The organism is Burkholderia sp. WTPI3, from assembly GCF_021483755.1.
Taxonomy (GTDB): Bacteria; Pseudomonadota; Gammaproteobacteria; order Burkholderiales; family Burkholderiaceae; genus Burkholderia.
On the sequence record NZ_JAGIXF010000051.1, the window covers coordinates 14,972 to 29,824 of the forward strand.

General features: G+C 68.9%; 13 protein-coding genes. 6 read left to right on the top strand and 7 right to left on the bottom strand.

Annotated features, from left to right (window positions below):
* Nucleotides 1-55 precede the first annotated feature (55 nt).
* From J7024_RS24380 to J7024_RS24410, 7 genes are all read right to left on the bottom strand, one after another.
* Nucleotides 56-1,930 (bottom strand): ABC transporter ATP-binding protein, encoded by a 1,875-nt coding sequence (locus J7024_RS24380; RefSeq protein ID WP_175770202.1) that lies wholly within the window; start codon nt 1,928-1,930, stop codon nt 56-58.
* A complete protein-coding gene (locus tag J7024_RS24385; RefSeq protein WP_124897235.1) occupies nt 1,930-2,889 on the bottom strand; it encodes an ABC transporter permease in 960 nt (319 codons plus the stop codon). The genes J7024_RS24380 and J7024_RS24385 overlap by 1 nt, the downstream gene beginning before the upstream one ends.
* A gap of 31 nt (nt 2,890-2,920) precedes the next feature.
* Entirely contained in the window at nt 2,921-3,874 is a 954-nt protein-coding gene (locus J7024_RS24390) for an ABC transporter permease (protein ID WP_124897234.1), read from the bottom strand.
* Nucleotides 3,875-3,953: 79 nt separating this feature from the next.
* Nucleotides 3,954-5,537, bottom strand: coding sequence for an ABC transporter substrate-binding protein (locus J7024_RS24395; protein ID WP_124897233.1), 1,584 nt, complete (start codon nt 5,535-5,537; stop codon nt 3,954-3,956).
* A gap of 110 nt (nt 5,538-5,647) precedes the next feature.
* Complete coding sequence (locus J7024_RS24400; RefSeq protein WP_175761149.1) at nt 5,648-6,175, bottom strand: hypothetical protein; 528 nt, start codon at nt 6,173-6,175, stop codon at nt 5,648-5,650.
* 36 nt (nt 6,176-6,211) lie between these two features.
* Complete coding sequence (locus tag J7024_RS24405; RefSeq protein WP_175750916.1) at nt 6,212-6,880, bottom strand: haloacid dehalogenase type II; 669 nt, start codon at nt 6,878-6,880, stop codon at nt 6,212-6,214.
* Nucleotides 6,881-6,931: 51 nt separating this feature from the next.
* On the bottom strand, nt 6,932-7,234 hold the full coding sequence (locus tag J7024_RS24410) for a hypothetical protein (RefSeq protein ID WP_124897230.1): 303 nt from the start codon (nt 7,232-7,234) through the stop codon (nt 6,932-6,934).
* Nucleotides 7,235-7,344: 110 nt separating this feature from the next.
* On the opposite strand from J7024_RS24410, the gene J7024_RS24415 reads away from it, so the two are divergent.
* The 6 genes from J7024_RS24415 to J7024_RS24440 all read left to right on the top strand — a co-directional run bounded on the left by J7024_RS24415 (nt 7,345) and on the right by J7024_RS24440 (nt 14,671).
* Nucleotides 7,345-8,205 carry a GNAT family N-acetyltransferase gene (locus J7024_RS24415; protein WP_124897229.1) on the top strand — a complete coding sequence of 287 codons (861 nt, stop codon included), beginning with the start codon at nt 7,345-7,347 and terminating at the stop codon, nt 8,203-8,205.
* A 12-nt stretch (nt 8,206-8,217) separates the two neighbouring features.
* Nucleotides 8,218-9,141: a 2-hydroxyacid dehydrogenase gene (locus J7024_RS24420; protein ID WP_234745552.1), complete on the top strand. Its 924-nt coding sequence runs from the start codon at nt 8,218-8,220 to the stop codon at nt 9,139-9,141.
* A gap of 162 nt (nt 9,142-9,303) precedes the next feature.
* The gene (locus tag J7024_RS24425; protein ID WP_124897227.1) at nt 9,304-10,704 is read left to right on the top strand and encodes an aspartate aminotransferase family protein; all 1,401 of its coding nucleotides are present in this window, start codon (nt 9,304-9,306) and stop codon (nt 10,702-10,704) included.
* A gap of 97 nt (nt 10,705-10,801) precedes the next feature.
* Entirely contained in the window at nt 10,802-11,293 is a 492-nt protein-coding gene (locus tag J7024_RS24430) for an Lrp/AsnC family transcriptional regulator (RefSeq protein WP_006749694.1), read from the top strand.
* A gap of 108 nt (nt 11,294-11,401) precedes the next feature.
* Nucleotides 11,402-12,874 (top strand): NAD-dependent succinate-semialdehyde dehydrogenase, encoded by a 1,473-nt coding sequence (locus tag J7024_RS24435; RefSeq protein ID WP_124897226.1) that lies wholly within the window; start codon nt 11,402-11,404, stop codon nt 12,872-12,874.
* 276 nt (nt 12,875-13,150) lie between these two features.
* Complete coding sequence (locus tag J7024_RS24440) at nt 13,151-14,671, top strand: GGDEF domain-containing protein (protein ID WP_124897225.1); 1,521 nt, start codon at nt 13,151-13,153, stop codon at nt 14,669-14,671.
* Nucleotides 14,672-14,853 lie beyond the last annotated feature (182 nt).

Here is a 14,853-nt window from a genome sequence, read left to right on the forward strand (position 1 = left end):
ATCGCCGTTTTGCGCGGCCGCCGCAGCAGACTATGCGGGCGGCCGGCGCGGCGCGCTACAGCCGCACCGGCTGCACCGGCGCGACGCCGGCCTGCGCCGGCTCCGCCTGGAAGTGTGCGAGATCTTCCTCGCTGCGATGGCACAGCACCTGGGCGCCGTTGCCGAGCGTGCGCAGCACCGGCGCCGTGCGGTTGCACACGCCGTCCACCCGCATCGCGCAGCGCGACAGGAACGGGCAGAGCTCGCCATCGTCCGCGCTCGCGCCGATCGGCACCAGCGGCCGATGGCAGCGCTCGGCAGCGTCGTCGAGCCAGCCCGCGCGCAGCTCGGGCGCGGACGACACGAGCAGGTGCGAATACGGGTGATAAGGCGGTGCGCACAGCGCATCGCGGCTACCGGTTTCGACGCGGCGTCCCGCGTACAGCACGACGATGTCGTCGCTGATCGCACGCACCTTCGCGATGTCGTGCGTGATGAACACGTACGACACGCCGAGCTTCGCCTGCAGGTCGCGCAGCAGGTCCATGATCGCGGCGCCGACCACGGTATCGAGCGCCGACGTGACTTCGTCGCACAGGATCAGGTCGGGCTCGGCCGCGAGCGCACGCGCGAGGTTCACGCGCTGCTTCTGCCCGCCGGACAGCTCGCCGGTACGCCGCCCCGCCACCGCCTGCGGCAGCCGCACGAGCTCGAGCAGTTCCGCGACGCGCTGCCGTGCCCGCGCGCCCTTGATCCCGTGATAGAACGCCAGCGGCCGCGCCAGCGTGCGCTCGACGGTATGCACCGGATTGAGCGCGGTATCGGCGTTCTGGAACACGATCTGCACGCGGCGGTGCTGCTCCTTGGTGCGTTTGCCGATATCGCGCGCGAGCGGCTCGCCGTCGAGCAGGATCTCGCCGCCCGTCGCCGGCACGAGGCCCGCGATCACCTTCGCGAGCGTCGTCTTGCCGGAGCCCGATTCGCCGATCACGCCGACCGTCTGCCCACGCCCGATGCGCAGATCCACTTCATGCAGGATCACTTTCGCGGGCCAGCCTTTCGCGGTGCGGCCGCCGTAGCCGGCGATCGCGCCGCGCACCTCCAGCAGCGGCGCCGGGGCGGCGCTCGCCGCTTTCGCGTCGTGCCCGGTGTCGCTCGGCGTGACCGCCGCGATCAGGCTCTGCGTGTACGGATGGGCCGGCGCATGCAGGATCTGCCCGGTATCGCCCGCCTCGCGAATCACGCCGTCGCTCAGCACGACGATCCGGTCGGCCATCTGCGCGACCACCGCCAGGTCGTGCGACACGTACACCGCACTCATCCCGTAGCGACGGATCACGCTCTTGAATGCCAGCAGCACGTCGATCTGCGTGGTCACGTCGAGCGCGGTGGTCGGCTCGTCGAGAATCACGAGCTCCGGATCGGTGATCAGCGCCATCGCGGCCATCAGGCGCTGCAGCTGGCCGCCCGACACCTGGTGCGGATAGCGCTTGCCGATCGTCTCCGGCTCCGGCAGCGCGAGCGCGCGGAACAGCTCGACAGCCTTCGCCTGCGCGTCGCGCTTGGTCATCGTCTTGTGGATCAGCGCGCTTTCGATCACCTGGTCGAGAATCGTGCGCGACGGGTTGAACGCGGCAGCGGCGCTCTGCGCGATGTACGCGACCTTGCGGCCGCGCAGCGCGGTCAACGCGGGTGCCGACAGCGTGCAGACGTCCGTGCCGCCGAGCTTCACCGAGCCGCCGGCGATCCGGCAGCCGGCGCGCGCATGGCCCATCAGCGACAGCGCGATCGTCGTCTTGCCGGAGCCGGACTCGCCGATCAGCGCGAGCACTTCGCCGCGCCGGATATCGAAGTCGACGCCGTGGACGATCGTCGTTTCCTCGCCGCCCGGCCGGCCGCCGACCACGCGCAGCCCGCGCACCTCGACGAGGGGGTTCGATTCGTGTTGCATCAGTGTCCTCCCGCGGCGCCGGCCGCGCCCTTGCGGCGGCCGCGATGCGGCAGGCCGTCGATCATCAGGTTGACGCCCACCGTCAGGATCGCGATGGCGACCGCGGGCATGATCGCGACGGCCGAGCCGTCGCCGAGGCTCGCGATGTTCTCGCGCACGAGCGAGCCGAGGTCCGCGTACGGCGGCTGCACGCCCAGCCCGAGAAAGCTCAGGCCGCTCAGCAGCAGCACGACGAACGTGAACCGCAGGCCGGTATCCGCGAGCATCGGATGGATCATGTTCGGCAGCATCTCGACGCACGCGATGTACAGCGCGCCTTCGCCGCGCGCCTTCGCCACCTGCACGAATTCGAGCGTGCTGATGTTGACCGCCAGCGCGCGCGCGATCCGGTACGAGCCCGGCATGTAGCTGACCGCGGCGGTCAGGATCAGCAGCGGCAGCGACGAACCGAACGCGGCGACGAACATCAGCGCGAACATCTTCGACGGGATCGACGTGAGCGCGTCGAGCAGCCGGCTCATCGTCTCGTCGACCGCGCGGCCCGACACGGTGGCGAGCAGCCCGAGCGTCGTGCCGGTCACCGCGGCGAGCAGCACCGCCGCGAGCGCGAGCAGCACGGTCAGCCGCGTGCCGTACAGAATCCGGCTCAGCATGTCGCGGCCGAGAAAGTCCGAGCCGAACGGCAGCTTCGCGCTGAACGCCGCGAACACGTCCGGCGTGACGATCGTGCCGACGTCGTGCGGCGCAAGCAGCGGCGCGAACACGGCGATGAACAGCATCAGGCCAACCATCGACAGGCCGACACGGCCGCCCATGGTCAGTTTCATGCGCGCGGCGCGACGCTTGCGCGGCTGGTCGGGAGAAGGCGTGGCGGGCGGCGGCGTGCCGCCCCACGGCGAGCGCGGCTCGCCCGAGGGCGGCACCGCGCTGCTGCGGTGAACGGGTTCGGTCGGGTGCATGGTGGGCATCTCGGAAAGGGGGCGGAACCGTTCAGGTCCGCAGTCTCGGGTTCGACACGATCGTGCACAGGTCAGCGAACAGCACGAGCATCAGATAGGCGACGCAGAAGATCAGCGTGCACGCCTGGACCAGCGGGAAGTCGCGGTTGCCGACGGCATCGACCATCAGGCTGGCGAGGCCCGGATAGTTGAAGATCGTCTCGACGACGATCACGCCGCCGAGCAGATACGACAGGCTCAGCGCGATCGCATTGGCGATCGGCCCGATCGCGTTCGGCAGCGCATGGCGCAGCACGACGCGCGCGGGGCTCGCGCCCTTGAGCACGGCCATCTCGACATACGACGCGCTCAGTTGCTCGATCACCGCGGCCCGCGTCATACGCGCCATCTGCGCGATCACGACCGCGCACAGCGTCAGCACCGGCATCGCATACGCACGCAGAAAATCGTGGGTGCTGTCGATCGGGCCGCTGTACGACAGCGCGGACAGCCAGTGCAGCTTCACGGCGAACACGAGCACGGCGACCGTCGCGATCAGGAATTCCGGCGTCGCGACGAGCGACAGCGTGCCGAGGCTGATCGCGCGATCGATCACCGACTCGCGCTTGACCGCCGCGAGAATGCCGAGCAGCAGCGCGATCGGCACCGATACGGCGGTCGTGATCGCCGCAAGCGTGAGCGACCTGGACAAGCGCCCGCCGATCATCTCCGACACCGGCATGTCGCCGGACAGCGACCGGCCGAAATCGCCGTGCAGCAACCCCGACAGCCAGTGCACGTAGCGCACGTGCGCCGGCAGGTCGAGCCCGAACTGCTGGCGCAGCGCGGCGATCGTCTCCGGCGTGGCCGACTGGCCGAGCGCGGCCTGCGCGGCGTCCCCCGGCAGCAGGTTCGTGATCGTGAAGATGATCACGGACACGATCAGCAGCGTCAGCGCGGTGACCGCGATGCGCCGGCCGATCAGCCCGATGAGGATCCGGTTCATGAATCGACACTCCCGAAAAAGCCGCGCACGGCCGGGGCGGTGACCCGCACCGGTCGCGCGACGGCGGCCAGCGACGGCGTCACGCGTTCCACCACACGTACTCGGCGAACATGCCGCCCATCATCGGGCCGGTCGGAATCGAACCGAGGCCCGCGAGGCGCTTGTCGTAACCGTCGAGGAAGCTGATGAACGCCGGAATCCCGATCCGCCCCTGTTGCGACACGATCGTCTGCATCTCGCCGTACATCTGCTTGCGCTTCGCATCGTCGGTCTCGGAGCGCGCGGCGAGCAGCAACTGGTCGAACTTCGCGTTCTTCCAGCCCGACTCGTTCCATGGCGCGTCCGACTTGAAGAACTGCGTGAACAGCACGTCGGCGCTCGAGCGCGGGTTGATGTTGCCGAAACCGAGCGGATGCTTCATCCAGTGGTTCGACCAGTAGCCGTCGGGCGATACGCGGTTCACCTGCAGGTTCAGCCCGATCTTCTGGCCGGCCTGCTGCAGCAGCACGGCCATCTCGATCGAACCGTTCGCGTCGGACGTCGCATAGATCGGCGGCAGCGAAACGCCCAGCGCGCCGGCCTTCTGGAACAGGAATTTGGCCTTGTCCGGATCGTGCGGCCGCTGCGGCAGCGACGCGTTGAAGTAGCGATGCCCCGGCGGGATCGGCTGGTCGTTGCCGATCACCGCATAGCCGCGGAACACCGCCGAGCGGATCTGCTCGCGATCGAACAGGTACTTCATCCCCTCGACGAAATCGGGATGCGCGGTGATCGGGTTTTCGCTGCGCATGATCAGGTCGGTATACAGGCCCGACTTGGTTTCCTTCAGCGCATAGCCCGGCGTGGACGCGATGCGCTGCGTCGAGCGCGGATCGATCGCGTTGATCAGGTGCACGTCGCCCGAGAGCAGCGCGTTCAGGCGCGCGGCGCTGTCGCTGATGCCGATCAGCTCGATCTCGTCCAGGTAAGGCATTCCCGGCTTGAAGTAGCTGTCGTTGCGCACGCCGACGGTCGACACGCCCGGCTTGAACGACTTGAGCTTGTACGGGCCGCAGCCGATGCCGGCCGAAAAGTCGGTCGTGCCGTCCTTCACGATCACGAGCTGCGGCGTCGCGAGAATCACCGGCAGATCCGCGTTCGCGCTGGCGAGCGTGAGCGTGACTTCGTCCGGGCCGCTCGCCTTCGCTTCGGCGAACTGGTCGGCGAGCGGCTTGACCTTCGACGCGGTGGCCGGATTCTTGTGGCGCATCAGCGAGTACACGACGTCGGCCGGGCCGACGGGCTTGCCGTCGTGGAACGTGACGCCCTTGCGCAGCTTGATGATCCAGGTCTTCGCGTCGGTCGTGTGCACCGACTCGGCGAGATTCATCTGCGGCGTCAGGCTCCCGTCGAGCTGCGTGAGGCCGCTGTAGAACATGAAGAAGCGGATGTAGTCGGCACCCGTCGAGCCCTTGGCCGGATCCAGCGTATCGGCCGTCGAACTCGATTCGTTCGCGACCCGGATCTTGCCGCCGCGCTTCGGTGCGGGCGCGGCGAAGGCCGACTGCGCCTCCATCAGCAAGCCGCCGCCGCCGACGGCCATCATGCCGCTCGCCGCCATGACCCGCATCATGTCGCGGCGCGTGAAGCCCCCCGTGCCGCCGTTGTCGATATCGTCGCTCATCCGAACTGCTCCTGACTGTGGAAAGTGGGTCCTGGGATCCAGCGTGGTTCGAGAAACTCGCCGCCTTCGCCTGCTGGTGGCGAATGCAACGTCATGCGTGTTGAGTTCATTTAAGCATCGCCAAAATGCCGGTTATCGCGATTCGGGTCGGCCGCACCACACGATTCGACCGTTTTGGGCCACCTACGCAGCATGATCAGCTGCGCGCCCCGGCACACGGTCGTTTGCCCGATGCAATGGGTGGCGGCAGCCGATGCGTTCGTCGGAAGATTGCCGGTTCCATCGAAGCCGGCTTGCCCGACGACCGGCGCGCGCCGCGCCGCCCGGCCGCGATCCGGCGTGGCGACGCGTGCGCTGCCGGCGTTCGAATGCCCGCCGGGCGCATGCCGGCGCAACGCGAAGGAGCGGGACGCGATGCCCATTCGGCTCGGCGCCGGCACGTTTGCATCGGAGCCCGAAGAGTCGATCGAATCCGGCGCGGGCGATGCGCGATTCCACGGCGCGACGCCGAAGCAGCCGCGATGGTTGCGACCGCCTCCGCCACGCGAGGCGATGCGTAATGCCTGCGCGGGGTGTCCGACGCCGCCGGCCTGCCGCGTGCGCGGGTTTTCCCGGGCATCGCGGCAGGCCGGCGGCAAGTCGCGCGACGGAACGCCGCGCGGCCGATGCGTCGCTTACAGGCCGAGCTGCGTCGCGAGATGGCCGATGTCCGACACTTCGTAATAGTTGTAGAACGGCGTGCCCGGCTCGTGACCGCGGTTCACGAACGCCTTGTGCTTGATGCCGAGGTCCTCGGCCGTCATCAGGTCGTAGCGCAGGCTCGACGACACGTGCAGCACGTCCTCCGGCTTGCAGCCGAGCTTGCCGAACATGTATTCGAAGCCCTGCATCCGCGGCTTGTACGACTGGGCCTGCTGCGCGGTGAACACCGCATGGAACGGTGCGCCGAGCTTGTCGACGTTGCTCATGATCTGGTCGTCCATTGCGTTCGACAGGATCACCAGCTTGTACTTCTTCGCGAGTCGCGACAGGCCGGCAGGCACGTCCGGGTGCGGGCCCCAGGTCGGAACCGCATGATAGAAACGCTCGGCCTCGGCTTCGTCGAACTTCGTGCCGATCCGCGCGCAGGTGCGCCGGACCGCGTTGACGAGGACGTCGCGGTACGGCTTCCAGGCCCCGAGCACCTCGTCGAGCCGATAGGCGGCGAAAGCGCGCACGAAGTCCTCCATCGCGACCGGCGACAGCCGGTCCGCGTAGATCTCGCGCGCCAGTTCCGCCATCTGGAAGCGGGTCAGCGTGCCGTAGCAGTCGAACGTGATGAACTTCGGTTCAAATTGGATCATGATGACGTCCTGTCGGTGTGATGCCCCGGCGCGGCCGGGGACGGGCTGGGTTTAACGAAATTGAATCAGGGCAAAAAGTCGCTCGCGCATCGTTCGACGCCGCTCGAAAAGCACGATCGCCGCGTGTTGCGGACCGCGGGCAGCACGATCTGCGGCGCCCGCTTGCGGGCGGCGCCGCCACGCGAGCCGCGTGACGAAGCCGCCGCGCTGCCGCCATCCGGCGCGGCTCGCCGGCAAGCGGCAGCGCCACCGCATTTCAATCCTAGTGTCATCCGCACAGCAGAAGCTGTCGGAATGAACGGCCGTGCCGGCACGAAACGCGCGTTCGTCCGCGCCGATCGAGCCGGTTTGCATCGATCTCGCAAGGCGGCCCGCCGGCACCGCAAAACAGGCGAATCGTCCTATCCGCGCCGCTGTGTCGCTGGCAGAGTCGATACGTCATTCCTACCCATCCGGAGTCCGGCGTGTCCGATCTCAACCCTTCCCGCACGCTTATCTATCGCCCGTTCGCCGAAACCGACCTGCCCGCCGCGCATCGGCTGTCGGAAGCAGTCAAGTGGCCGCACCGGCTCGACGACTGGCGCTTCGCGCTCCAGCTCGGCGGCGGCTTCGTCGCCGAAGACGAAGCCGGCATCGTCGGCACCGCGCTCGGCTGGCGCTTCGGCGACGCGCACGCGTCACTCGGCATGGTCATCGTGTCGCCCGAGCGCCAGGGCCGCGGCATCGGCCGCGAACTGCTCGCGCGCGTCGTCGACAGCCTCGGCGCGCGCACGATCTTCCTGCATGCGACGCCGTCCGGCGAACCGCTCTATGTGAAGTTCGGCTTCGAAGCGATCGGCACGATCGACCAGCACCAGGGCGCCGCATTCCAGCCGCCGCTGATTTCGCTGCCGCCGGGCGAGCGCCTGCGCCCGCTCGGCACGAACGACGGCCCGCGCCTCGCGGCGCTCGCATCGCGCGCGGCCGGCTACCCGCGCGATACGGTGATCGATGCGCTGCTCGGCGTCGCGAACGGGATCGCGCTCGATCGCGACGGCGAGCTGCTCGGCTTCGCGCTGTTCCGCCGCTTCGGCCGCGGCCATGTGATCGGCCCGGTGATCGCGCCGGACGCACTGCGCGCGCAAGCGCTGATCAGCCACTGGCTCGCGCTGCACGCGGGCATGTTCGTGCGGCTCGACGTACCGGGCGACAGCGGCCTGTCCGACTGGCTGCAGGGGCTCGGCCTGCCGCGCGTCGATACCGTCGTCGCGATGGCGCGCGGCGCGGCGCCCGCGCGCGAGCCCGCGCTGCGCACGTTCGCGATCGTCAACCAGGCGCTCGGCTGAGCGACACGCACGATGAGCTTCCTCTACAAGGCCGACCCCGTGCGCGGCGCGCAATGGGCGCAGCGCTTCGCGCAACAGGCACCCGATCTCGCATTCCGGATCTGGCCGGACATCGGCGATCCGTGCGCGGTGCGCTACCTCGCCGCGTGGCAACCGCCGGACGATCCGACCGCGCTGCTGCCGAACCTCGAAATCGTGTTCTCGGTGGGCGCCGGCATCGATCAGTTCGACCTGTCGCGCATCCCGGCCCATATTCCCGTGGTCCGGATGATCGAGTCGGGCATCATCGAAGGCATGGTCGAGTACGTGACACAGGCCGTACTGACGATCCATCGCGACCTGTTCGACTACGCGGCGCAACAGCGCGCGCAAGTCTGGCACGAGAAACCCGTGCGCGCGGCCGCGTCGCGGCGCGTCGGCGTGCTCGGGCTCGGCACGCTCGGCCAGGCCGTGCTCGACACGCTGCGCCGCTTCGGCTTCCCGTGCGCCGGCTGGAGCCGCACGCCGCGCACGCTCGACGGCATCGACTGCTACGCGGGCGACGCGGCGCTCGATGCGTTCCTCGCCCGCACCGACATCCTGATTTGCCTGGTGCCGCTCACGGCCGACACGCGCGGGCTGCTCGGCGCGCGTGTTCGACGCGCTGCCGGCCGGCGCATCGCTCGTGCAGGTCCGGCGCGGCCCTCAGCCGATGCGCAAGCGCTGCTCGCCGCGCTCGACAGCGGCCGCCTCGACAGCGCGATCCTCGACGTGACGGAACCCGAGCCGCTGCCGGCCGGCCACCCGTTCTGGACGCATCCGCGCATTCGTGTCACGCCGCACATTGCGAGCGCGACGCGGCCCGACACCGCCGTCGACGCCGTGCTCGAGAACCTCGCGCGCCATCGCGCGGGACAGCCGATGCTCGGCATCGTCGATCGCGCGCGCGGCTACTGAAACGCCCCTTCCGGCCCCGCGGGGCGCGCAGCAGAAAATGCCGAAGCGCCCCGTGCAAACGCCGTGTCCATACGTTTCAGACCGCAAATTGAAGACGCGTGCCGACTTCTCGCCCGGTAGCATGAACTCACCGCTGACACCCCACGAGAGCCCCGCACTGCCATGAACCAAGCCGCGCTGATCGAAGCCGATCGACAACACCTGATCCACCCCGTCGTCAACTATCGCGCGCACGAGGCGCGCGGCGTCACCGTGCTCGAATCCGCCGACGGCGTGTTCCTGCGCGACGCCGACGGCCATACGCTGCTCGATGCGTTCTCGGGCCTGTGGTGCGTGAACGTCGGCTACGGCCGCGACAGCATCGTGAAGGCCGCCGCCGAGCAGATGGCGAAGCTGCCCTACGCCACCGGCTATTTCCATTTCGGCTCGCAGCCGGCGATCGAGCTCGCCGAACGGCTCGCGACGCTGGCACCGCCGTCGCTGAACCACGTGTACTTCACGCTCGGCGGCTCGGACGCGATCGACTCCGCGGTGCGTTTCATCACGCACTATTTCAACGCGACCGGCCGCCCGTCAAAAAAGCAGATGATCGCGCTCGAGCGCGGCTATCACGGTTCGTCATCGATCGGCGCAGGACTCACCGCGCTGCCGGCGTTCCACCGCCATTTCGACCTGCCGCGCGCGGACCAGCACCATATTCCGTCGCCCTACCCGTATCGCCATCCGCTCGGCGACGATCCGCAGGCGCTGATCGCCGCGTCGGTGGCCGCGCTCGAGGCGAAGGTCGCCGAGCTCGGCGCGGACAACGTCGCGGCGTTCTTCTGCGAGCCCGTGCAAGGTTCCGGCGGCGTGATCGTGCCCCCTGCCGGCTGGCTGAAGGCGATGCGCGACGCATGCCGGCGCCTCGGCATCCTGTTCGTCGCCGACGAGGTGATCACCGGCTTCGGCCGCACCGGCCCGCTGTTCGCGTGCGAGGCCGAGCAGGTCGATCCGGACCTGATGACCGTCGCAAAGGGACTGACCGCCGGCTATGCCCCGATGGGCGCGGTGCTGATGTCCGACGAAATCTACGAAGGGATCGCGGGCAGCCGCTCCGAGTCGGCCGTGGTCGGCCATGGGCATACGTATTCCGCGCATCCGGTGAGCGCCGCGATCGGCCTCGAGGTGCTGAAGCTGTATCACGAAGGCGGGCTGCTCGCGAACGGCCGGGAGGTCGCGCCGCGCTTCGCCGCGGGGCTCGACGCGCTGCGCGCACATCCGCTCGTCGGCGACTCCCGCTCGGTCGGCCTGCTCGGCGCGCTTGAACTGGTTGCCGACAAGACGCGCAAGACGCGCTTCGATCCGGCGCTGAACCTGCCCGACAAGATTGCCGCCGCGGCGTACGCGAACGGCGTGGTGTTTCGCGCCTTCGGCGACTGCGTGCTCGGTTTCGCGCCGGCGCTGAGCTTCACCGCGGGCGATTTCGAGCTGATGTTCGAGCGCGTGCGCAAGACGCTCGACGACGTGCTGGCCGACGCGGGCGTGCAGCGCGCGCTCGATCGCGTGCACGCGCAGCCGGCATGAGTCGGGCATGAGCCGGGCAAGGAAAAGCCGGGCTTGTAGCGGCCCTCGTTCGACTCTAAAGTAACCGGACATTCCATTTTTCCGCTCTCACGTGAACATGACGGACAGCAAGCTGGATCGCATCGACCTGCGCATCCTCTCCCAGTTGCAGAAGCGCGGCCGCATGACCAACGTCGAGCTGGCCGATGCGGTCGGGCTGTCGCCCAGCCCCTGCCTGATCCGCGTGAAGCGGCTCGAGAAGGCCGGCTACATCGGCGGCTACGGCGCGCACATCCAGCTCGAGAAACTCGGGGACGTGCAGGTCGTGTTCACCGAGGTCACGCTGGCCGACCACCGGCGCGAGGACTTCGACCGTTTCGTCGCGGCGATCCGCAACGTCGACGAGATCGTCGAATGCCATCTCGCCAGCGGCGGCTACGACTATCTGCTGAAGTTCATCACGCGCAGCGTGAGCCATTACCAGACGATCGTCGAAGGGCTGCTCGAGCAGAACATCGGCATCGAGAAGTATTTCAGCTACGTCATCATCAAGTCGCCGTTCGTCAAACGGCACTATCCGCTCGAATCGCTGTTCGGCGAACGCCACTGACGCACGGCGTGCGGCACCCGGGAACGCGGCAGTACGCTGTCCGCGCGGGATAGTCGCGCGCCCGTGTCTCCGCGGTCGTCACCGAGCCGCCTCATCCAAGGATCAGTCATGTCGCTTACCCTTTCCCGCCCCGAACTCGTGCGCACCGCCAACCTGATCGATGGTGCATGGCGCGACGCCGTCGACGGCCGGCGCTTCGAAGTCACCGATCCGGCGACGCTCGAGACCGTTGCCCACGCACCCGACAGCGGCGCCGCCGACGCCCGCGCCGCGACCGACGCGGCGGCGCGCGCACTGCCCGCATGGCGCGCGACGCCCGCGCGCGAGCGCGCCGCGATCCTGCGTGCATGGCACGCGGCGATCGTCGCGCACACCGACGATCTCGCGAAGCTGATGTCGCGCGAACAGGGCAAGCCGCTCGCCGAAGCGCGCGGCGAAGTCGCCTATGGCGCGTCGTATGTGCTGTGGTTCGCCGAGGAAGCGACGCGCACCTACGGCGACCTGATTCCGCAGCAGCAGCGCGGCAAGCGGCTGAGCGCGGTCAAGGAGCCGATCGGCATCGTCGCCGCGATCACGCCGTGGAATTTCCCGCTCGCGATGATCGCGCGCAAGATCGCCCCTGCGCTCGCGGCCGGCTGCACGGTTGTCGCGAAGCCGGCGGAGGACACGCCGCTCACCGCGCTCGCGCTTGCCTTCCTCGCGCAGGAAGCCGGCGTGCCGCCCGGTGTGCTGAACCTGATCGCCGCGTCGCGCGAGCGCGGCATCGACGCGGCAGCCGACTGGCTCGCCGACGGCCGCGTGCGCAAGATCACCTTCACCGGCTCGACGCTCGTCGGCAAACTGCTGGCGCGCGACTCGGCGGCGACGCTGAAGAAGCTGTCGCTGGAACTCGGCGGCAATGCGCCGTTCATCGTGTTCGACGATGCCGAGCTCGACGCCGCGGTCGACGGGCTGATGGCCGCCAAGTTCCGCAACGGCGGCCAGACCTGCGTGTCGCCGAACCGCGTGTACGTACAGGCCGGTGTGTACGACGCATTCGCCGCGAAGCTCGCCGCGCGGGTCGCCGCGCTGAAGGTCGCGCCGGCGACCGACCCGGCCGCGCAGATCGGTCCGATGATCAACGCGCGTGCGGTCGACAAGATCGCGCGCCACGTCGGCGACGCGATCGAGCGCGGCGCGCGCGTGCTGGCCGGCGGCAAACGCCTGCCCGAACTCGGCGCGAACTATTACGCGCCGACGGTGCTTGCCGACGCCACCGCCGACATGCTGCTGACCTGCGAGGAAACCTTCGGCCCGGTTGCCGCGCTGTTTCGATTCGACACGGAAGACGAAGCCGTGGACGCCGCGAACGACACACCGTTCGGGCTCGCCGCGTATTTCTACACGCAGGACGTGCGGCGGATCGCGCGCGTGTCCGCGCGGCTCGAAACGGGCATCGTCGGCATCAACGAGGGCGCGCTCGCGAGCGAGGCCGCGCCGTTCGGCGGCGTGAAGGAATCGGGCTACGGCCGCGAAGGCTCGCGCTACGGCCTCGACGACTACCTGTCGATCAAGTACCTGTGCCAGGGCGGGCTCGACTGAAGCCGCGCCGCTGCCCGCTCGCGCGCCCGTGACGTTAGCGATGTTAGCGACGTTCGCGGGCGCACGACACCTCGCCACGACCGCATGCGCGGGCGCGCCCGCCGGGCGCGCGGTCCGTGCGTGCCGCCGGCACGCCGGCATCCGGCCGCGCACGTTCGCCCCGCCGCGGCGGTTCATCGCGCGACAGGCCACCCTCGATTTCCGCTCGCATCTGCCGTTAACCCGGATTTGAGCCCGTCCGCGCCGTCGCGGCCGGCTTGTCACACGAGCGCGAGCATGTCCGCATCCACTTCGATCGAGAAAATTGCCGACTGGGCCGGGCGCAACCATCTGGTCATCGGCGCGCTGGGCACGCTGATGTCGCTCGCGGCGCTCGGCATCAGCGCGGCGACGCTGTGGGCGGCGCGCAGCGAAGTCGTCGCGCACGCGCACGAGACGTCCCGCAACGTCGCCGCCGTGCTGGTCAGCGAGATCGCGCGCACCGTCGAGACGTCCAACGCCGCGCTGGCCGCGCTCGCATCCAACCTCCGCAACCCGGCGATCGCGCGCATGGACGCCCGGCTGCGTCACGACGTGCTGTTCGAGCGCACGGCCGCGCAATACGTGACCGGGATGGGGGTGACCGACGCGTCCGGCCAGCTGATCGACGGATGTTGCGGCCCGTCGCACCATTGGGATTTCGGCGATCGCGACTATTTCAAGGTCCATCGCGATTCCGCGAAAGTCGGCCTCTACGTGTCGCAAGCGTATCGCGCGCGTTCGCGCAGCGGCACCGAGTCGATCGCACTGTCGCGCCGGCTCGAGCGGCCGGACCATACGTTCGACGGGATCACCGTGGTCGCCGTCGACCTCGCCTACTTCGACCGGCTGCTGTCCCGGCTGAATGTCGGGCCGCACGGCATCAGCGCGATCCTGCGCGCGGACGGCACGATCCTCGCCCGGAACCCGCCGCTGAACGATCACCAGATGGGACACCTGCGCCGCTCGAAGGCATTCGAGCGGATGGTGAGCCACGAGTCCGGCTTCTATGCGGCCCGCTCGAGCATCGACGGCACCCTGCGGCTCTACACGTACCAGCAGGTGCCCGGCACGCCGCTGATCGCCGTGGTCGCGCCCGCCGAGCGCGACGTGCTGGCCGGCATCACGCGGCTGTCGTGGACGGTCGGCGTATCGGCGTCCGTCATCGGCGCGCTGTTTTGCGCGGTCGTGTGGCTGCTCGCGTTCGCGCTGCGCGACAACCTGCGCAAGCAAACGCTGCTCACCGACCTCACGCGCACCGATCCGTTGACGGGCCTGCACAATCGCCGTGCGCTCGATGCGGCGCTCGCCGACGAATGGGAGCGGCTGCAGCGCGGCAGCGAAGGCAGCCTGTCGATCCTTTTCATCGATGCCGACCACTTCAAGCAGTACAACGACCGCTATGGCCATGCGCAAGGCGACACGGCGCTGCGCTTTCTCGCCGAATGCATCCGCGCGAACGTGCGGCGGCGCGGCGACATCGCCGCGCGCTACGGCGGCGAGGAATTCGTCGCGGTGCTGCCCGATACGGATGAAAGCGGCGCCGCGGAAGTCGCGGAGGCAATCCGGCGCGCCGTGGAACAAAACCGGCTCGTCGGCTTCCATGCGACGATTCCACCGTTCACGGTCAGCATCGGCTGCGCGACCGGTCATCGCGCACACCCGCGGTCGGTGCATGCGCTGTCGCATCAGGCGGACCTCGCGCTCTATGCAGCCAAGCGCCAGGGCAGAAACCGCGTGTGCCGCGCCGAAGCGGAATCGCTCGCTCAACCGGCATGACTGCGCCGGCTCCGATCCTGTTCGAACGCACACGCGGCGCCGTTCGAATCCGGTCGTTGCAGCACAGGTTCGACGAGGCGCTCGCTTCGCTCGCAAACGTTCAGCACCGCGAATTCACCAGATAGTGAGAATTCGGGCACATCGACCGCGACCCGAAACAAATTCTTAACGGCTGCGTCACG